Annotated in this window: 19 protein-coding genes and 1 pseudogene; 13 read left to right on the forward strand and 7 right to left on the reverse strand. The window is 61.7% G+C overall.

Features of this window, described 5'->3' with window-relative positions; translation table 11 throughout:
• Positions 1 to 4 precede the first annotated feature (4 nt).
• The 8 genes and pseudogenes from AC07W0_RS28055 to ureC all read left to right on the forward strand — a co-directional run.
• Positions 5 to 91: pseudogene (locus tag AC07W0_RS28055) on the forward strand (outer membrane lipoprotein carrier protein LolA); the annotation flags it as partial.
• A gap of 22 nt (positions 92 to 113) precedes the next feature.
• Positions 114 to 812 (forward strand): urea ABC transporter ATP-binding subunit UrtE, encoded by a 699-nt coding sequence (gene urtE / locus AC07W0_RS28060; protein WP_017849698.1) that lies wholly within the window; start codon positions 114 to 116, stop codon positions 810 to 812.
• A gap of 30 nt (positions 813 to 842) precedes the next feature.
• Positions 843 to 1,682 carry an urease accessory protein UreD gene (locus AC07W0_RS28065; protein ID WP_102618695.1) on the forward strand — a complete coding sequence of 280 codons (840 nt, stop codon included), beginning with the start codon at positions 843 to 845 and terminating at the stop codon, positions 1,680 to 1,682.
• A 145-nt stretch (positions 1,683 to 1,827) separates the two neighbouring features.
• Positions 1,828 to 2,130: an urease subunit gamma gene (locus tag AC07W0_RS28070; protein WP_010213535.1), complete on the forward strand. Its 303-nt coding sequence runs from the start codon at positions 1,828 to 1,830 to the stop codon at positions 2,128 to 2,130.
• 9 nt (positions 2,131 to 2,139) lie between these two features.
• Entirely contained in the window at positions 2,140 to 2,652 is a 513-nt protein-coding gene (locus AC07W0_RS28075) for a GNAT family N-acetyltransferase (RefSeq protein WP_046485656.1), read from the forward strand.
• A 5-nt stretch (positions 2,653 to 2,657) separates the two neighbouring features.
• Positions 2,658 to 3,191 (forward strand): GNAT family N-acetyltransferase, encoded by a 534-nt coding sequence (locus AC07W0_RS28080; RefSeq protein ID WP_017849701.1) that lies wholly within the window; start codon positions 2,658 to 2,660, stop codon positions 3,189 to 3,191.
• The gene (locus AC07W0_RS28085) at positions 3,188 to 3,493 is read left to right on the forward strand and encodes an urease subunit beta (protein ID WP_046485652.1); all 306 of its coding nucleotides are present in this window, start codon (positions 3,188 to 3,190) and stop codon (positions 3,491 to 3,493) included. The genes AC07W0_RS28080 and AC07W0_RS28085 overlap by 4 nt, the downstream gene beginning before the upstream one ends.
• Positions 3,494 to 3,606: 113 nt before the next feature.
• A complete protein-coding gene (gene ureC, locus AC07W0_RS28090) occupies positions 3,607 to 5,307 on the forward strand; it encodes an urease subunit alpha (protein ID WP_102618694.1) in 1,701 nt (566 codons plus the stop codon).
• A 154-nt stretch (positions 5,308 to 5,461) separates the two neighbouring features.
• Here the strand turns inward: ureC and AC07W0_RS28095 are convergent, their stop codons facing one another.
• Positions 5,462 to 6,406: a DnaJ C-terminal domain-containing protein gene (locus tag AC07W0_RS28095; RefSeq protein ID WP_102618693.1), complete on the reverse strand. Its 945-nt coding sequence runs from the start codon at positions 6,404 to 6,406 to the stop codon at positions 5,462 to 5,464.
• 288 nt (positions 6,407 to 6,694) lie between these two features.
• Between AC07W0_RS28095 and AC07W0_RS28100 the strand changes: the two genes are divergently transcribed.
• Complete coding sequence (locus tag AC07W0_RS28100; RefSeq protein WP_102618692.1) at positions 6,695 to 7,963, forward strand: Hsp70 family protein; 1,269 nt, start codon at positions 6,695 to 6,697, stop codon at positions 7,961 to 7,963.
• Between the two features lie 140 nt (positions 7,964 to 8,103).
• Here the strand turns inward: AC07W0_RS28100 and AC07W0_RS28105 are convergent, their stop codons facing one another.
• Entirely contained in the window at positions 8,104 to 9,117 is a 1,014-nt protein-coding gene (locus AC07W0_RS28105; RefSeq protein ID WP_017849706.1) for an AI-2E family transporter, read from the reverse strand.
• A gap of 173 nt (positions 9,118 to 9,290) precedes the next feature.
• Entirely contained in the window at positions 9,291 to 9,590 is a 300-nt protein-coding gene (locus AC07W0_RS28110) for a PsiF family protein (protein WP_017849707.1), read from the reverse strand.
• 144 nt (positions 9,591 to 9,734) lie between these two features.
• On the opposite strand from AC07W0_RS28110, the gene AC07W0_RS28115 reads away from it, so the two are divergent.
• Entirely contained in the window at positions 9,735 to 10,622 is an 888-nt protein-coding gene (locus tag AC07W0_RS28115; RefSeq protein ID WP_102618691.1) for a DMT family transporter, read from the forward strand.
• A gap of 112 nt (positions 10,623 to 10,734) precedes the next feature.
• On the opposite strand, the gene AC07W0_RS28120 is transcribed toward AC07W0_RS28115, so the two are convergent.
• The gene (locus AC07W0_RS28120) at positions 10,735 to 11,625 is read right to left on the reverse strand and encodes an esterase/lipase family protein (protein WP_102618690.1); all 891 of its coding nucleotides are present in this window, start codon (positions 11,623 to 11,625) and stop codon (positions 10,735 to 10,737) included.
• Between the two features lie 176 nt (positions 11,626 to 11,801).
• On the opposite strand from AC07W0_RS28120, the gene AC07W0_RS28125 reads away from it, so the two are divergent.
• Entirely contained in the window at positions 11,802 to 12,332 is a 531-nt protein-coding gene (locus AC07W0_RS28125) for a ferritin-like domain-containing protein (protein WP_017849710.1), read from the forward strand.
• A 52-nt stretch (positions 12,333 to 12,384) separates the two neighbouring features.
• Here AC07W0_RS28125 and AC07W0_RS28130 read toward each other — a convergent pair whose 3' ends face one another.
• The 3 genes from AC07W0_RS28130 to AC07W0_RS28140 form a co-directional block, all read right to left on the reverse strand.
• Complete coding sequence (locus AC07W0_RS28130) at positions 12,385 to 12,741, reverse strand: hypothetical protein (protein WP_102618689.1); 357 nt, start codon at positions 12,739 to 12,741, stop codon at positions 12,385 to 12,387.
• Positions 12,738 to 13,718: a hypothetical protein gene (locus tag AC07W0_RS28135; RefSeq protein ID WP_102618688.1), complete on the reverse strand. Its 981-nt coding sequence runs from the start codon at positions 13,716 to 13,718 to the stop codon at positions 12,738 to 12,740. Before AC07W0_RS28135 ends, AC07W0_RS28130 begins: the two co-directional genes overlap by 4 nt.
• Positions 13,719 to 13,899: 181 nt before the next feature.
• Positions 13,900 to 15,969, reverse strand: coding sequence for an AsmA family protein (locus tag AC07W0_RS28140; protein WP_102618687.1), 2,070 nt, complete (start codon positions 15,967 to 15,969; stop codon positions 13,900 to 13,902).
• A 358-nt stretch (positions 15,970 to 16,327) separates the two neighbouring features.
• On the opposite strand from AC07W0_RS28140, the gene AC07W0_RS28145 reads away from it, so the two are divergent.
• Both AC07W0_RS28145 and AC07W0_RS28150 read left to right on the forward strand, forming a co-directional pair.
• On the forward strand, positions 16,328 to 16,699 hold the full coding sequence (locus AC07W0_RS28145; RefSeq protein ID WP_102618686.1) for a hypothetical protein: 372 nt from the start codon (positions 16,328 to 16,330) through the stop codon (positions 16,697 to 16,699).
• Positions 16,700 to 16,859: 160 nt separating this feature from the next.
• Positions 16,860 to 17,378 (forward strand): TetR family transcriptional regulator (locus tag AC07W0_RS28150; RefSeq protein WP_102618685.1); only part of this gene is annotated, 519 nt, incomplete at its 3' end.

The following is a 17,378-nucleotide window of genomic DNA, read 5'->3' on the forward strand; positions in this document are numbered from 1 at the left end:
GAGCTTGCTCGCGAAAATCGTTAACGATAACGCGGGCAGCCTGAATGCACGCGGCGCCCTCAGATTTTTCGCGAGCAAGCTCGCTCCTACAGGGAATTGAGGAGGTTTTGAGAATGCTGCAAGTCGACAAGTTGCACCAGTATTACGGCGGTAGCCACATCCTGCGCGGGCTTTCATTCGAGGTGCAGGTCGGCGAAGTCACCTGCCTGCTCGGCCGTAACGGCGTGGGCAAGACCACCCTGCTCAAGTGCCTGATGGGCCTGCTGCCCGCCAAAGAGGGCGCGGTGAACTGGGAAGGCAAGGCCATCACCGGTTTCAAGCCACACCAGCGCGTTCACGCCGGGATCGCCTACGTGCCCCAGGGCCGCGAGATTTTCGGGCGGCTGACCGTGGAAGAAAACCTGCTGATGGGCCTGTCGCGATTTCCCGGCGCCGAGGCCAGGGAAGTGCCGGGGTTTATCTACGAACTGTTCCCGGTGCTGCTGCAAATGAAGCACCGCCGCGGGGGCGATTTGTCCGGCGGCCAGCAACAGCAACTGGCGATCGGCCGCGCCCTGGCCAGCCGGCCGCGCCTGTTGATTCTCGATGAGCCGACCGAAGGTATCCAGCCGTCGGTGATCAAGGAGATCGCGGCGGTGATCAAAAAGCTTGCGGCCCGTGGCGACATGGCGATCCTGTTGGTGGAGCAGTTCTACGACTTTGCCGCCGAACTGGCCGACCAATACCTGGTGATGTCACGCGGGGAAATCGTCCAGCAAGGCCGTGGCGAAAATATGGAACGCGACGGTGTGCGCGGTCTCGTAACCATCTAATCTGTAGCGTCCTAACGATAAGCACACGCCATGAACCTGCCCGTTTCCACTGCCCTGTTCACCCCCAGCTGGCACGCCGAGCTGGAGCTCGGCTACGCGCGTTTCGGCGCCACCACGCGCCCGGTGATGCGCCGCCACCTCGGCCCGCTGCGCGTGCAGAAACACCTGTACGCCGAAGGCCCCGAGGTATGCCAGCACATCATCGTGCATCCGCCCGGTGGCATTGCCGGCGGCGACCGCCTGGACATCCGCGCCCACGTCGCCGCGGGCGCCTGGGCGCAATTGACCAGCCCTGGCGCGGCCAAGTGGTACCGCGCCAGCGGCCCGGCGTTTCAGCAACTGGAGCTGAGCGTCGAGGCCGGCGCCACCCTGGAATGGCTGCCTCAGGAAACCATCGTGTTCAGCGCCGCCCAGGCCGAACTCAGCACACGCATCGCGCTGCACGGCGATGCGCGGCTGTTGTACTGGGACGTGGTCGCCCTGGGCCGCCCGGCCAGCGGCGAGCGCTTCGACCTCGGGCACTTTCAATCGCACCTGGATATCCGCCGCGACGGCCAGTTGCTCTGGCACGAACGCCAGCGCATTGTGGGCGACGATGGCTTGCTCGACTCACCGATCGGCCTGGACGGACAACCGGTATTCGCCACCCTGTTGCTGACCGGTGATATCGAGCCTGAATTACTCGAACACTGCCGCGCCCTGCCCCACGCGGTGCGCGGCGACCTGACCCAACTGCCCGGCTTGCTGGTCGCCCGCTGCCTGGCCAGCGAGGCGCTGCTGGCGCGGGGCTGGTTGATTGATTTATGGCGGCTGTTGCGCCCGGCGGTGCTGGGGCGAGAGGCCGTGGCACCCCGAATCTGGAGCACATGAAGATCAAGTGTGGGAGGGGGCTTGCCCCCGATAGGGGAGTGTCAGGCAATGCATCTGTCACTGACCCACCGCCATCGGGGGCAAGCCCCCTCCCACATTTTGATCTTCAGTGTTTTTACGAATGTATTTCACGACGGACTGAACCATGGACCTGACCCCACGGGAAAAAGACAAACTGCTGATCTTCACCGCCGGCCTCGTCGCCGAACGGCGCCTGGCGCGCGGTGTGAAGCTCAACTACCCGGAAACCATCGCCTACATCTCCGCCGCGCTGATGGAAGGCGCCCGCGACGGCCGTACCGTGGCCGACCTGATGCACTTTGGCACCACCCTGCTCAGCCGCGAGCAGGTGATGGAAGGCATCCCGGAGATGATCCCGGATATCCAGGTGGAAGCCACCTTCCCCGATGGCACCAAACTGGTGACCGTCCACCAACCCATCGCGTGAGGCCCAGCCATGATTCGTGATGCAACCGAGCAAGACCTGCCAGCGATCCGCGACATCTACAACGACGCGGTGCTGAACACCACGGCGATCTGGAACGAGCAACTGGTGGACCTGGCGAACCGCCAGGCCTGGTTCACTGCGCGCCAGGCGCAGCGCTACCCGATTCTGGTCGCCGTCGACAACGACGAAGTGACGGGCTACGCCTCGTTCGGCGACTGGCGCCCCTTCGAAGGCTATCGCTACAGCGTCGAGCACTCGGTCTACGTGCGCAACGACCAGCGCGGCAAAGGCCTCGGCCCGCGCCTGATGCAAACCCTGATCGAACGCGCGCGCGCCGGCGGTAAACACGTGATGGTCGCCGCCATTGAAAGCGGCAACCAGGCCTCGCTCCGCCTGCATGAGCGCCTGGGTTTCAGCACCACCGGGCAGATGCCGCAAGTGGGCATCAAATTCGGCCGCTGGCTCGACCTGACCTTTATGCAACTGACCTTGAATCCGGGCGCCGAACCGCCCCAGGAGTGAGATCGATGAACGCCGCGCAACTGCGTCGAGTCAATGCTGAAAGTTTTGCCCACTATCGCCAGGGCTTGATCGAGCTGTTGCTGGACGCGGTCAGGCACGGCGCGTCGATCGGCTTCATGGCCGACTTCGATGAGGCCCAGGCGCGCGCGTATTTGCACGGTGTGCAAGCGAGCATCGAAGACGCCAGCCTGTTGCTGTGGGTGGTGGTGCGCGACGAGCGCGTGATCGCCAGCGTGCAACTGGCGCTGTGCCAGAAAGCCAACGGTCTGAACCGCGCCGAAGTGCAAAAACTGCTGGTCCACAGCAGCGCCCGCCGCCACGGCCTGGGCCACCAGTTGATGCACGCCCTGGAACTCGCCGCGCGCCAACACAAGCGCGGCCTGCTGTACCTGGACACCGAAGCCGGCTCCGAGGCCGAAGCCTTCTACCAGGCGCTGCGCTACACCAAGGTCGGTGAACTGCCCGATTACTGCCAAAGCCCGGACGGGCGCTACAGCCCGACCGCCATCTACTACAAGACCCTGGGGCAACCTGCATGATTCCTGGTGAATTTCAGATCCAGCCTGGCGACATCGAACTCAACGTCGGCCGCCGCACCGTCAGCGTGAGCGTGGCCAACAGCGGCGACCGGCCGATTCAGGTGGGCTCGCACTATCACTTTTTCGAGACCAATGACGCGCTGACCTTCGACCGTGCATTGAGCCGCGGCATGCGCCTGAATATCCCGGCGGGCACCGCGGTGCGGTTCGAGCCGGGGCAGAGTCGCGAGGTCGAGTTGGTCGACTTCGGCGGTGGGCGGCGGGTGTTCGGGTTTGCCGGGCGGATCATGGGCGACCTTTAGGGCCTCATCGGGGGCAAGCACCCTCCCACAGTTGGAATGCATTCCCATGTGGGAGGGGGCTTGCCCCCGATAGCTGACTCACATTCAACATAAATTTTTCAGGGCAACCACACATGAAAATCAGCCGCCAAGCCTACGCCGACATGTACGGCCCCACCGTCGGCGACAAGGTCCGCCTGGCCGACACCGAGTTGTTCGTCGAAGTGGAGCAGGACTTCACCGTCTATGGCGAAGAGGTCAAATTCGGCGGCGGCAAGGTCATCCGCGATGGCCAGGGCCAGAGCCAATTGCTCGCCCATGAAGTGGTCGACACGTTGATCACCAACGCGCTGATCATCGACCACTGGGGCATCGTCAAGGCCGACGTCGGCCTCAAGAACGGTCGCATCCACGCCATCGGCAAGGCCGGCAACCCGGATATCCAGCCCGGCGTGACCATGGCCATCGGCGCCAGCACCGAAGTGATCGCCGGTGAAGGCATGATCCTCACCGCCGGCGGCATCGACAGCCACGTGCATTTCATCTGCCCGCAGCAGATCGAAGAAGCGCTGACCAGCGGCGTCACCACCCTGATCGGCGGCGGCACCGGCCCGGCCACCGGCACTAACGCGACCACCTGCACCTCCGGCCCGTGGCACCTGGCGCGCATGCTGCAGGCCAGCGACTCGTTCCCGATGAACATCGGTTTCACCGGCAAGGGCAACGCCAGCCTGCCGGAGCCGCTGATCGAACAGGTCAAGGCCGGCGCCATCGGTTTGAAGCTGCATGAAGACTGGGGCACCACGCCCGCGAGCATCGACAACTGCCTGAGCGTCGCCGACCAATACGACGTGCAGGTGGCGATCCACAGCGACACCCTCAACGAGTCCGGCTTCGTCGAAACCACGCTGGCCGCGCTCAAGGGCCGCACCATCCACACCTACCACACCGAAGGCGCCGGCGGCGGCCATGCACCGGACATCATCAAGGCCTGCGGCTTCCCCAACGTGCTGCCCAGCTCGACCAACCCGACCCGGCCGTTCACGCGCAACACCATCGACGAGCACCTGGACATGTTGATGGTCTGCCATCACCTCGACCCGAGCATCGCCGAAGACGTGGCCTTCGCCGAAAGCCGCATCCGCCGCGAGACCATCGCCGCCGAAGACATCCTGCACGACCTCGGCGCGTTCTCGATGATCAGCTCCGACAGCCAGGCCATGGGCCGCGTCGGCGAAGTGATCACGCGCACCTGGCAAACCGCCGACAAGATGAAAAAACAACGCGGCGCCCTGCCCGGCGACGGCCCCGGCAACGACAACTTCCGCGCCAAGCGCTACATCGCCAAGTACACCATCAACCCGGCGATCACCCATGGCATCAGCCATATCGTCGGTTCCATCGAAGTCGGCAAATGGGCTGATCTGGTGCTGTGGCGGCCGGCGTTCTTCGGCATCAAGCCGACGCTGATCCTCAAGGGCGGCGCGATTGCCTCAAGCCTGATGGGCGATGCCAACGCCTCGATTCCCACGCCGCAGCCGGTCCACTACCGGCCGATGTTCGCCAGCTTCGGCAGCGCCCTGCACGCCACCAGCCTGACCTTTATCAGCCAGGCCGCCGCGGACGCCGGCTTGCCGCAAACCTTGGGCCTGAAGAAGCAGATTGCGGTGGTCAAAGGCTGCCGCGACGTGCAGAAAACCGACCTGATCCACAACGACTACCTGCCGCACATCGAGGTGGACCCGCAGACGTATCAGGTCAAGGCCGACGGCGTGTTGCTGTGGTGTGAGCCGGCGGATGTGCTGCCGATGGCGCAGCGCTACTTTCTGTTCTGACGCGCCCTACGCCACGCTGGCGCGGCGCCCTATCGCCGGGAGGGAGTGGGGCTTGAGCGTGGGCCATGAATAGCGCCTCATTGTAAAAATGAGCAGCTTATTCATGGCCCCCACGGGCCTGGGCCGAACTCTGCAAGACAGTCGCCCGGGTGGGTCAGGCGTTCCAGCCTTTGCGCGGATCGAAGGCGGCGCTGTCGGCCAGCGCCTTCCACAACCCGAGCACCTCCGCGGTGGCTTCTTTGGGCATCACCACTTTGAGCTGGATGAACAGGTAACCGCGCTGGCCACTCTTGTTCAGCAGGCCATGGCCCTTGGCGCGCATGCGCTGGCCGTTCTGGCTGCCAGCCGGGACCTTGAGGTTGATCTTGCCGGTCAGGGTCGGCACCGCGACTTCGGTGCCCAACGCCAGCTCCCACGGTGCCACCGGTACGGTGATCACCAGGTTTTCGCCTTCGACCTCGAACTTGGGGTGCGGCGCAAACTTGACGATCAGGTACAGATCACCATTGGCTCCGCCGCCAACGCCCGGCGCGCCCTGGCCCTTGAGGCGGATGCGCTCGCCGTCGGTCACCCCGGCAGGGATCTTCACGTTCAGGCTCTTGGTGGTGTTGCTGACATGCCGGCCCGAGGCGTCGTATTGCGGCACCTGGAAGCTGATCTGCTTGGACTCGGTCGACAGCGTCTCCTCAAGAAACACCGACAGTTGCATCTCCACATCCTGGCCCTTGCGCCCGGTACTGCGGCGCTGACCGCCGCCGAACGCATCGCCGCGCCCGCCGAAGATCGAACTGAAGAAGTCCGAGAAGTCGCCCGTGTCCTGGCCGCCGCCATAGCCGCCACGGCTCTGCCAGCCCGGTGGGCCCTGGAACGGCTGGCCGTGCTGGCCGTATTTGCGCAACTCGTCGTACTCGGCACGCTTGTCGGCACTTTTCAGCGCTTCATAGGCTTCGGACGCGTCCTTGAACTTGGCTTCGGCGTCTTTTTCCTTGCTCACGTCCGGGTGATATTTGCGCGCCAGCTTGCGATAGGCGGCCTTGATTGCCTTGTCGTCCGCTGTCGGCTCCACGCCAAGGATCTTGTAATAGTCTTTAAAGTCCATCTGGGGGGTCACCCTCCGTCATCGATATCGCACAGCCAAGGGCACAGCATGCGCCGGTTTGCAGCGTTTGGATTGACTGAACTCAATCCCAAGCCGATGGATGCGTCTAAGTAGTTTATCGGCACCGCACGAATAACCTTGCAGCCGCCGACCGTATGCTGGACAAGTTGGGGGCAAACCCCGCTCTTTCAAGGCGCGCCGCCGGCTATTTAACAGATCGTCGGCCTACGCATCTGCACGCGGGTGGCATACACTGCGCGGCCGTTTTTCAACCGGAACCCGATAGACATGAAAAACCCATCCCCAGCCCGTGCCTGCGGCATAGACTTCGGCACGTCCAACTCCACCGTCGGCTGGATTCGCCCCGGCATGGAAACGCTTATCGCGCTGGAGGACGACAAAATCACCTTGCCGTCGGTGGTGTTCTTCAACTTCGAGGAGCGCCGCCCGGTCTACGGTCGCCTGGCGCTGCACGAATACCTGGAGAACTACGAAGGCCGGCTGATGCGCTCGCTCAAGAGCCTGCTGGGTTCCAAGCTGATCAAGCACGACACCAGCGTGCTGGGCACTGCGATGCCGTTCACCGACTTGCTCGCGCTGTTTATCGGCCAACTCAAGAGCCGCGCCGAAACCACCGCCGGCCGCGAGTTCGAAGAAGTGGTGCTGGGTCGCCCGGTGTTTTTCGTCGATGACGACCCGATGGCCGACCAGGAAGCCGAGAACACCTTGGTCGACGTGGCGCGCAAGATCGGCTTCAAGGACATCTCGTTCCAGTACGAACCGATCGCCGCGGCCTTCGACTACGAGTCCACCATCGAAAAAGAAGAGCTGGTGCTGATTGTCGACATCGGCGGCGGTACCTCGGACTTCTCGCTGGTGCGCCTGTCGCCGGACCGTCGCCACAACGACAACCGCCACGACGACATCCTTGCCACCGGCGGCGTACACATCGGCGGTACCGACTTCGACAAACAACTCTCGCTGGCCGGCATGATGCCGCTGTTCGGCTACGGCAGCCGCATGAAAAGCGGCGCGTACATGCCCACCAGCCATCACATGAACCTGGCCACCTGGCACACCATCAACTCGGTGTACTCGCAAAAATCCCAGTTGGCCCTGGGCAGCATGCGCTACGACATCGAAGACACCGGCGGCATCGACCGCCTGTTCAAGCTGATCGAACAGCGGGCCGGGCACTGGTTGGCGATGGAAGTCGAAGAAACCAAGATCCAGCTGACCCACGAAGACAGCCGCCATGTACTGCTCGACCGGGTTGAGCCGGGCTTGAGCGTGGACCTGAGCCGCACGTTGTTCGAGTCGGCCATCGACGGGCTGCTGGAGCGCGTGCGCAACAGCGTCACCCAATTGCTCAGCGACGCGTCGGTGGATGTGGCGCAGGTGGACACGGTGTTCTTTACCGGCGGTTCCAGCGGCATTCCGGCGCTGCGCCACAGCATCTCGGCGATGCTGCCGAATGCGCGGCATGTGGAAGGGAATATCTTCGGCAGTATCGGCAGCGGGTTGGCGATCGAGGCCAGCAAGCGTTACGGCAGCTGATACCGTCGCACTGCCCCCCTGTAGGAGCGAGCTCGCTCGCGAAGGACGCCAACGATAACGCGGGCTGTCTGACGGCGCGCGGTGCTCTTGGGTTTTTCGCGAGCAAGCTCGCTCCTACAGCAGAGCAGTGTGCTCCCTCCTCAGACCATCCCGCCGAGCTTCAGCTCACTCTTCAGGTACGCATAGTAAATCGGCCCTGCCACCACGCCCGGCAGGCCGAACGCGGCTTCGAATACCAGCATCGCCAACAACAATTCCCACGACTTGGCACTGATCTGCCCGCCGACGATGCGCGCGTTGAGGAAGTACTCGACCTTGTGGATCACGATCAAATACCCCAGCGCCGCCACCGCGACCCAGATCGACAGCGACAGCGCGACGATGGTGATCAGGGTGTTGGACATCAGGTTGCCGATCACCGGCAGCAGGCCGAGCAGGAAGGTCAGCACGATCAGGGTCTTGGTCAGCGGCAGGTGAATCCCGCACAGCGGCAGCACCACGGCGAGGAACACGGCGGTAAACACGGTGTTGAGGGCGGCGATCTTGATTTGTGCGAAGACGATGTTGCGAAACGCCTGGACCAACAGGTGCAGACGATCGAACAGCACGGCAGCCAGGGGTTTGCGCTTGGTCAGGTCGGGGATGCGCTGCAGCGCCATGATCGCGCCGAGCACCATGCCGATCAGCAGGGTGACGAACATGTGGGCGGCATCTTTGCCCACCAATTGCAGATCGCTGAGGTGTTTGCTGGTCCAGTCGCCGATGGCCACCCGGAATTCAGCGGCGCTGGCGGGCAGGTAAGCGTCGAGGAACGGCGGCAGCTGGCCGCGCGCGCGGTCGACCACGCCCATGAATTTGTCGAGGGAGGCCCCGGGGTTTTCCGCTTCGTGGAGCAGGAAGCTGATGGCGCCGGCAAAGATCAGGGTCAATACGCTGACGATCAGGGTGCCGAGCAAGGCCACGGCCAGCCAGCGCGCACGCCGACCTTCGATCAGCCGTTGCAGTTGAGGGGTAAGCATGTTGACCAGTTCAAATACCAACAGCCCGGCCAGCAGGCTGGGCAGCAACTTCAACGGCAGAACCAGCAGTAACCCGCCGAAAATGATGATGTAACTGGCCAGCAATAACACGTGACGCTGAGAAAACGTTGGCATACAGCCTCAAAACGAACGGCGTTAAAGGATGGGCAGTCTGCCAGCCTTGGGGGAATCAAGCGAGTGGATCGGTAGTCAATGCGATCAAGCGTGGGAGCGGGCTGGCCCTTCAGGTGGACCGGGGGGCCCAGCCAGCCGCCCACATTTGATCTTCAGCGAGCGCGAACGCGCGATCAGCCTTTGAGACAGGTGCTCATGAACGTCTTGCGCGCATCGCCGGTCAGCGCCTTGGTTTTCGCCGAGGCATTGCAATCTTTCATCTTCTGCTGCTGCGGGGTCAGCGTCTTCGCATCATTGGCGGCGGGCGCCGACAGGCAGGTTTTCATGAACGCTTTGCGCTCGTCGCCTTTGAGCGTCTTGGTGGTGGCCTCGGCATTGCAGGTGGTCATTTTATTTTGCTGGGCGGTAGCGGCAAAGCCTTGGGAACACAGCAGCAGGCCCATCATCAACAACGGAATTCGCAGCATCTTCATGGAGTTTTCTCCCTGTTACCGCGCCGGAGGGCGCGGCCTACCGAGGAGTGTAGCCAAACCTTGTAACATCTTCACCGACTACGGATGTTCGCCCGGCGGTACTGCGCCATACTCCCGTCTCACCAACACCTTGGGTTGTTTTCAATGCAATACGCATATCCCCTGCTGGCCATTTTCATCTGGGCCGGCAACACCGTGGTCAACAAACTGGCCGTGGGTTCGATCTTCCCCGCTGAAATCGGCTTCTACCGCTGGTTGCTCGCGGCGCTGCTATTTACCCCGTTCATGCTCAAGCAGGTGATTGCCCAGTGGTCGATCATCCGCCCGAACCTGGGTAAGATTTTTATCCTCGGCGTGCTGGGCATGGCGGTGTATCAAAGCCTGGCCTATTACGCCGCGTCGCTGACCAGCGCCACCAACATGGGCATCATCCTGTCGCTGATGCCATTGATGGCGTTGACGGCGGCGATCATCAGCCTCGGCCAACGCCTGACCTTCGGCGCGCTGAGCGGCGCGGTGCTGTCGTTCGCTGGCGTGGCGGTGGTGGTGTCGTCCGGCAGCCTGGGCACGCTGCTGCAACACGGGGTCAACCTGGGCGACGCGATGATGCTGGTCGCCACCCTGGCCTACGCGGTCTACAGCACCTTGCTGAAAAAATGGCAGCTGCGCCTGCCGCCGTCGGTGTTGCTGTATCTGCAGGTGCTGGTGGCCGTGGTGGTGCTGTTTCCGCTGTTTCTGTACTCGGCAAAAGCCGGGTTGGGCTGGGCGAATATTCCGTTGGTGCTGTACGCCTGCCTGTTGGCCTCGATGCTCGCACCATTGGCCTGGATGCACTCGGTGAAAACCCTGGGACCGAGCCGCACCACATTGTTTTTCAACCTGCTGCCGCTGATTACCGCGCTGATCGCGGCGCTGGTGTTGAAGGAAGCGTTGGCGCTGTATCACCTGGTGGGCGGGCTGCTGACGTTGGGCGGGGTGATTTTGTCGGAGCGCTGGACTACGCCGGTCGGGCGTAAACCGGGCGTTGCCTGAGCTATCGCTATCGCGGGCAAGCCCCCTCCCACATTGGACCGCGTTCGCCCTGGCGCCTCGGTCAACTGTGGGAGGGGGCTTGCCCCCGATGAACGATAACGCGGTGCATCCGCTACACCCCAGCCGCCTTGAGCCTCTGCGCATGCTCGACGAACAAGCGGATCGGCTCCGCGCCTTTGCCCACCAGCCCCAGCGACTGGTTGACGATATCGAAATGGTCGAGGGCGTAGTCATCGCCGATCACCGTGCCCAGGTGTGAACTGTAGCGCCCGACCATGCCATCGCAGTGGCCTTTCTCGCGCACGAAGCTGCGGGCGAACAAGCGGCAACTGCGATTCGTGCCATCGAGCAGGTTGCGCCCGCGATCGGTCTTACCCGGCTGCAAGGTGCCGGACCATGAGTAATAGCGCACGCCATTGACCTCTGCGGCGCCCTGCCCGCCCCATGTCGGCGGCAATCCCTGGGGATACTCACGATTGAACACCGCCACGCCGGCGCTGGTCAGTGACTGGTGCGAGGCGTGCAGGTCGGCCTTGAAGCGCGGGCCTCGGTAGCCGGTCTCCAGCAGGCTCATGACGGCGGCGACCAGATGAAACAGCGCGCTGACCATCCGGCCTTTGAGGCTGCCCCGGGGGTAATGGGTGTGGAAATAATCCGCCAGTTCCGAACCGTGGTTGGGGCCGGCCACCGACGTCACCGAGGCGATCCACTGCGGACATTTGGCGGCCGCATAGCGCGCAGTGAGCGAGCCCTGGCTGTGGCCGATCAGGTTGACCTTGTCGGCACCGGTTTCGCGGCGAATCCGCTCGACCTGCGCGAGCAACTGCTCGCCCCGCACCTCGCTGGAATCGAGCGGCGCCACCTGCACCGCAAACACCTGCGCCCCACCGGCCCGCAACGCCGGGACGATGCCGTACCAGTAGGGAAACAATCCCAAGCGCACAAACCCCAGCATGCCCGGCACCAGCACCAAGGGGTAACGCGTGGCTAACGACTGCGACATGAAGCGAACGTCCTTGATCAAGAAAGGATGAGCGCAGGCTAACCCAATCCGGCGACGGGCTGATGACATCTGCCGGCAAATCCAATAAAACTTTTTACCCCGCCCACGACTCACAACTTGGAGCGATCACGCCGACAGAGCGTGGCGTAAAACCGGATTAGCCCCAGGAGGTTGAGATGACTGCAGCAAACCTGACTGACGTTGCGACCCTGCGCCAACGCGCCCGCCAGAACGTCGAAAACGGCGCCGTGACCGAAGGCTACGACGCCGACCGCGAAGAGATTATTCGCCTGCTCAATGCCTCGCTGGCCACCGAACTGGTCTGCGTGCTGCGCTACAAGCGTCACTACTTCATGGCCAGCGGCGTGAAGGCGCAGATCGCCGCTGCAGAATTCCTCGAACATGCGACCCAGGAAGCCGAACACGCCGACAAACTCGCCGAACGTATCGTGCAGTTGGGCGGCGAGCCGGAATTCAACCCGGACCTGCTGTCGAAGAACGCCCATGCGCAATACGTGGCCGGCAACACCTTGAAGGAAATGGTCTACGAAGACCTCGTCGCCGAGCGGATTGCGGTCGACAGCTACCGTGAAATCATCCAGTACATCGGTGACAAAGACCCGACCACCCGCCGCCTGTTCGAAGAAATCCTGGCTCAGGAAGAAGAGCATGCGGATGACATGGCGGATATTCTCGAAAGTCTGTAAATGACTGCGCCGAAAAAGGGGAAGCGGGTTAGCCAGCTTCCCCTTTTGATCGTCAGTTCGTCAGAAACCATGACAGGGCCATCCCCGCCACGGACGACAGTGTGAGCAGGTAGGGAACGACTATCCATAGTTTGAGACTTCTTGGAATACGTTTCACATCCTCAACGAGCACGAGGTATCGCCATTGAAAAATCCTCGGCATAAGGATGACGAGGGCAATCGCGAAGAGACGTTTCAACTTCCCACCCAGCGGACCGACGCCAAACCTATATTTGAACGTTACTACGAATGTGCTGAACTTTAGATAATCTTCGGCCTCTTCAAGTCTTGTATAAATGACATAAAAATTTAATGGAAAACTCAGCAGCATCAACACACCAGACACTATACCGATGGACTCTGGCGTCATTGCCCACTCCCTGAAACTTTGTAAAGGAGGGAGCCTATTTGCTCACCGGTGTGGCTACCTAAAGTGCCCACGGCTAAGCCGCCAACGGCCCCGCCAACTATGGCGCAGCCTAGCGCACTCGCTCCCGCAGTAGGTACGGCAAAGACCGCTGCACATACAGCAACTCCGAACCCCATGCCTGCGTACCCTCCGTAAGCGGCGCCACCGACGCCTAACACCAGCTTCCCTCCCTCCACAAACTTCGCCCGCGTACATTCCCGCTCCCGCCCGATGGAGCACGCCTCCGTTATCTCCAGCGCAGTCACTCCGACATCCAGCGCGATACCAATATAAGTGCCTTTCTTCAACATCTGCGAAGCCTTGGCGATACGCTTGACGGTCTCTTCATATTTGCGAATTTCCCCGTGATGCCAATAGCTTTTAGTGGAAATGCCCAACATTTTTTTGATCGAACCTTCATTCTTCAAGCCCGTGCCAAGACGTGCCATACCAGAAAGTTGAATCTCCAGTTTTGCAAACAGCGCTCTGCGCTTAACCAGAAACTCATCCCTTGCCCCCATGGTGCCCTTCCTCAGGTACTGCTTATGTAAATCGTCGATTTCCATGAGGGTCTTCTCGATTGCCGCAAGGTGCTTACTCCAGGCACTGCTGGCAGCCCCGATGCCAATCGAGGTATGGGCCATGATGGTCTGTAACAGATCGTAATTCTTAATCAAAGACTGATCAGCGGCAGAGTGCGCCATCAAGTCATGTTTCACGTTTCGTGCGGAGAGCATCAGCCGTGCTTCTTCAGCCGTGCAAGAGACTGTTCGGCTGTCCCCGATGATTACCAGTTGCCCAGGTAATACCACGGTGTTGCGGATATGTTGGTTAAGGGTGTCGAACTTCGTTTGCGCATGAGGACTGAGTGACAGGCTTAGTTTGAGCAGTGGATAAAGCTGCGGTCGATCATTGATAAAAACGTAGGGTCCCTGCATCGCGTCCACCTCCAAGTGACTATGACCGCCGACTATAAGAAGGCGCCGCAGGAGGTATAAGGGGAATCAGGGGCGGATTTGCTGTTTCAGAAATGAACTACGCAAGACCAGGAGCACACTTACAGCTCCGCCATCAAAAAGGCGCCCCTCTAGAGGCGCCCTTTCTTACGACTGTGCCGAATCAACCTTTCACGGTCTTCGGCGCCTTGCCTTCCTTCATCTGCTGCAACAACGGCGCGCACTGATTGGGCACGTCGCCGCTCGGCGCGACCAGTGCCAGCAACCCGGCAGCCGGGCCGGCGATCACGCCCAGCGCGACCATGCCGGCGCCACGCAGTGCCAGGGGGATGGCTTTCACGCCGGCATTCGGTTTGATGAACGGACCGTTCACATACAGCGGTGAGCGCAGCGAGAACAGGCGGAAGCCTTTCGATTCCGGGGTGATGGTCAGGTCGAGCTGCTCCGAGGCCATGTTCGCCGTGCCATCGATATAGACGATGGCGTTCTCGGTATCGAACACAAACAAGCGCGTGGTCGCGAGCCCGGTCTTGATGCCGAAGTCGGCCGCCGCGCAGTTGATCTTCACTTCCTTGTCGCCAAACAGGCGCCCGACGACGTAGTTGCCTACGTTGAGCCCGACGATTTCCATCAGGCCCCGGCTGATGGCGCCGTCGTTGATCAGCATCTTCAGATCACCGTTGGCCGAGCCCAGCAACGCCGCCACCGAGTTGCCACGCCCGGCAATATCGGCATCGCCGTTGAGTTCGCCAAAGCTGGTTTTCATCGGCTCGAAGGTCGGGAACAACTGTTTGAGCTTGAAGTTGCGCGCGGTCAATTTGGCGCGGCCTTCCATCGGCGTGATGCGCCCGTTCAGGCGGATCTGTGCATCGAGCTTGCCGCCGGCCACGCCGAACCGCAGGGGTTGCAGGCTCAGTTCGCCATCCGTCAGCACCAAGTGCGTATAGAGGTCGGTGAAGGGTAAGTCGGTGCTGTGGACGATGCATTTGCCGGTGAATTCCACGTCGGCATCCATGTCACGCCAGCGCTCGGTGCGAAACGCTTCCACCGGCAGCACTTTGGTCGCCGGTTGCTTGCCCATCCCGCCACGGGCTTTTTGCTTGGCGTTGGAGTCGGCACCGATCAAGGGCGCAAGGTCAGCCATCAGCAGTTGGTTGGACACCAGCGTGCCGCTGAGTTTGGGCCGCGGCTGGCTGGCGACGTAGGCCAGGTTGCCGTGGATGTCGCTGTCGCCGATCTTGCCGTTGAAGTTGTCGTAGCGGAACGTCGCGCCGCTGGCTTGATGCAGTTGCGCGATCAGGCGCCCATCGGTGGAATAGGCCGGCGAGTCCGGCAGGGTGACGCCGGTCAGCGGGTACAGGTTGCCCAGGCTGGCGCCGGTGAGTTTCAGGCGCAGGTCCAGGGCACCGAGGTTGAGCGGGTCGGTCAGGGTGCCGGCCACGGCGATGCGGGTGTCGGCGACGTTCACCTGGGCTTGCAGCGGAAACGGCTTGGCCGCGTCCTGCAAGGCGAGCAGGCCGCCGATCTTGCCGCTGCCGTCGAGTGTCTGCCCGTGGTAGCGACCTTTGACCTTGAGGCCGAACGCATAGTCCTGGGGGGCCGCGCCTTTTTCCAAGAGCTTTTTGGCATCCGCATCGCCGACGATTTCGCTAAACGGAATGGGTTTGCCCAGCGGGTCGATGATCACGTCCAGTTGGGTTTTGAGGGTCTGGTCGTCGAGGGTCACGTGGCCCTTGTCGAAGCCGATGGCACCGATGTCCACCACCCAGGCGGAGGGTTCGGCGTTAGGGTCCTTGGGATCGAATGTGAACACCCAGTTGGCGCGCCCATCGGCCAGGCGCTGCAACTCGGCGCTCGGTTCGACGAGGTCGATACGCGGGATCACCACGCGTTGCACCAGCAAGGCCAATGGCGAGATACGCAGCTCCACACGCTTGAGCGTGACCATCTGCGGGGTTTTCGACCAGTCGGGGTTGCCCAGGCTCAGGTCTTCGGCAATGACATGGGGCCAGGGCACCCAGGCACGCCAGCCGCCCTCGTCCAGTTCACGGCGCCACACCACCGCTAGGTTGCCATTGATGGCGAACGGGCGATGCAGTTCTTCGGAAACCTTGGCATTGAGCGGCGGTTTGATGCGGTTCCAGTCGAAGAACAGCAAAAACAACACCACCACGGCGATTGATAGAACGATGCTGGCGCAGCACCAAGCGACGATTTTACGAGTGCGCGTCATTGCACAGAGCTCCTGAATACGACTGGCTGAGTCACAGCCCTTGAGACAGCTTATACAGCTAGGACTGGCAAACCCTCCCGGGGTTTAACCCAATCAACGTTTTGCCGGAAAAAACCCATTTTTCTGACCACTTCGACAGATTTATCCCACGCCAGCGCACCATTGTTACCCAAGCGCGTGTCGAAAATACCCAGCACGGTGCAAAACCGCGGGCTTGAGAGGCTCGACTTAGAGCCTCCCATGGGAACAATCAATTCCGTTGATTATTACCATTGGGTTTATGAACTTTTATATCGACTTATCGAGAGTAGCATTAGCCCCGTACCCACTTAATCGCCCTCCCAAGGAGCAACCGATCATGAAACGCCAAGTACTCGCTACCGTGCTGCTGTCCGTCCTGGCATCCAGTGCCTTTGCCCTGCCGGCCGCTGAACAAGCGATCCCACAAGCCAAAGCCGATGCCGTTCAATTCAGCCAAACCCTCGCCCGTAGCGGGTCGCAAGAACAAGAGAACCGTGACTACGCCAAAGGCGCCGTTGCTGAAAATGGTTCGGAACAAGCCAACAAACGCGCTTACACCGAAGGCGTGACCGAAAACGGCCGCAACCGCCTGGAAGAAAAAGGCCTGGTTGAAGGTGGTGCTGAACACGCCAACAAACGTGCCTATACAGAAGGTGTTGCTGAAGGCGGTGCCGACCGTCTGCAAGACCTGCATCAAGCTCAGAGCTAAGCCTGTGGTGGCCCGGAAAAAAGCCCGATCCCTGGATCGGGCTTTTGACTTTCTGCACAACGTGTCACGCATCCACGCCGCAATGCCCTGCCAAGTTCGACGTCTATGAAGCGGTTTTGCTAGAGTGCGTCGCTGTACTTGCCGACAAAGCCCGCCCGCCATGCTGCCCCGTGCCGAACAGAAGCAACAGACCCGCCTCGCCCTGATGGACGCTGCCCGCCATCTGATGGAGTGTGGCCGCGGGTTCGGCAGCCTGAGCCTGCGGGAAGTGGCCAAGACAGCCGGGATCGTGCCCACCGGGTTCTATCGTCACTTTGCCGACATGGACCAACTGGGCCTGGTGCTGGTCAGCGAAGTCGGCCAGACCTTCCGTGCCACGATCCGCCTGGTGCGCCACAACGAATTCATGATGGGCGGCATTATCGATGCGTCCGTGCGGATCTTCCTCGATGTGGTCGCGGCCAATCGCTCGCAATTCCTGTTCCTGGCCCGCGAACAGTACGGTGGCTGTCTGGCTGTGCGCCAAGCCATCGGCGCGCTGCGCGAAGACATCACCAGTGACCTGGCCGCCGACCTGACCCTGATGCCCAAGCTCCAACATCTGGACGCCGACGGCCTGCACGTGATGGCCGACCTGATCGTCAAAAGTGTGTTCGCCACCCTGCCCGACATCATCGAC

The organism is Pseudomonas sp. GW704-F2, assembly GCF_059423025.1.

What these genes read in the sequence shown, in the direction of transcription:
- AC07W0_RS28095 (WP_102618693.1), bottom strand. Translation starts at nt 6,406, where the DNA reads ATGGACTTTAAAGACTATTACAAGATCCTTGGCGTGGAGCCGACAGCG.
- AC07W0_RS28100 (WP_102618692.1), top strand. Translation starts at nt 6,695, where the DNA reads ATGAAAAACCCATCCCCAGCCCGTGCCTGCGGCATAGACTTCGGCACG.
- AC07W0_RS28140 (WP_102618687.1), bottom strand. Translation starts at nt 15,969, where the DNA reads ATGACGCGCACTCGTAAAATCGTCGCTTGGTGCTGCGCCAGCATCGTT.
- AC07W0_RS28130 (WP_102618689.1), bottom strand. Translation starts at nt 12,741, where the DNA reads ATGACGCCAGAGTCCATCGGTATAGTGTCTGGTGTGTTGATGCTGCTG.
- urtE (WP_017849698.1), top strand. Translation starts at nt 114, where the DNA reads ATGCTGCAAGTCGACAAGTTGCACCAGTATTACGGCGGTAGCCACATC.
- AC07W0_RS28075 (WP_046485656.1), top strand. Translation starts at nt 2,140, where the DNA reads ATGATTCGTGATGCAACCGAGCAAGACCTGCCAGCGATCCGCGACATC.
- AC07W0_RS28105 (WP_017849706.1), bottom strand. Translation starts at nt 9,117, where the DNA reads ATGCCAACGTTTTCTCAGCGTCACGTGTTATTGCTGGCCAGTTACATC.
- AC07W0_RS28065 (WP_102618695.1), top strand. Translation starts at nt 843, where the DNA reads ATGAACCTGCCCGTTTCCACTGCCCTGTTCACCCCCAGCTGGCACGCC.
- AC07W0_RS28110 (WP_017849707.1), bottom strand. Translation starts at nt 9,590, where the DNA reads ATGAAGATGCTGCGAATTCCGTTGTTGATGATGGGCCTGCTGCTGTGT.
- ureC (WP_102618694.1), top strand. Translation starts at nt 3,607, where the DNA reads ATGAAAATCAGCCGCCAAGCCTACGCCGACATGTACGGCCCCACCGTC.
- AC07W0_RS28125 (WP_017849710.1), top strand. Translation starts at nt 11,802, where the DNA reads ATGACTGCAGCAAACCTGACTGACGTTGCGACCCTGCGCCAACGCGCC.
- AC07W0_RS28080 (WP_017849701.1), top strand. Translation starts at nt 2,658, where the DNA reads ATGAACGCCGCGCAACTGCGTCGAGTCAATGCTGAAAGTTTTGCCCAC.
- AC07W0_RS28070 (WP_010213535.1), top strand. Translation starts at nt 1,828, where the DNA reads ATGGACCTGACCCCACGGGAAAAAGACAAACTGCTGATCTTCACCGCC.
- AC07W0_RS28145 (WP_102618686.1), top strand. Translation starts at nt 16,328, where the DNA reads ATGAAACGCCAAGTACTCGCTACCGTGCTGCTGTCCGTCCTGGCATCC.
- AC07W0_RS28115 (WP_102618691.1), top strand. Translation starts at nt 9,735, where the DNA reads ATGCAATACGCATATCCCCTGCTGGCCATTTTCATCTGGGCCGGCAAC.
- AC07W0_RS28085 (WP_046485652.1), top strand. Translation starts at nt 3,188, where the DNA reads ATGATTCCTGGTGAATTTCAGATCCAGCCTGGCGACATCGAACTCAAC.
- AC07W0_RS28135 (WP_102618688.1), bottom strand. Translation starts at nt 13,718, where the DNA reads ATGCAGGGACCCTACGTTTTTATCAATGATCGACCGCAGCTTTATCCA.
- AC07W0_RS28120 (WP_102618690.1), bottom strand. Translation starts at nt 11,625, where the DNA reads ATGTCGCAGTCGTTAGCCACGCGTTACCCCTTGGTGCTGGTGCCGGGC.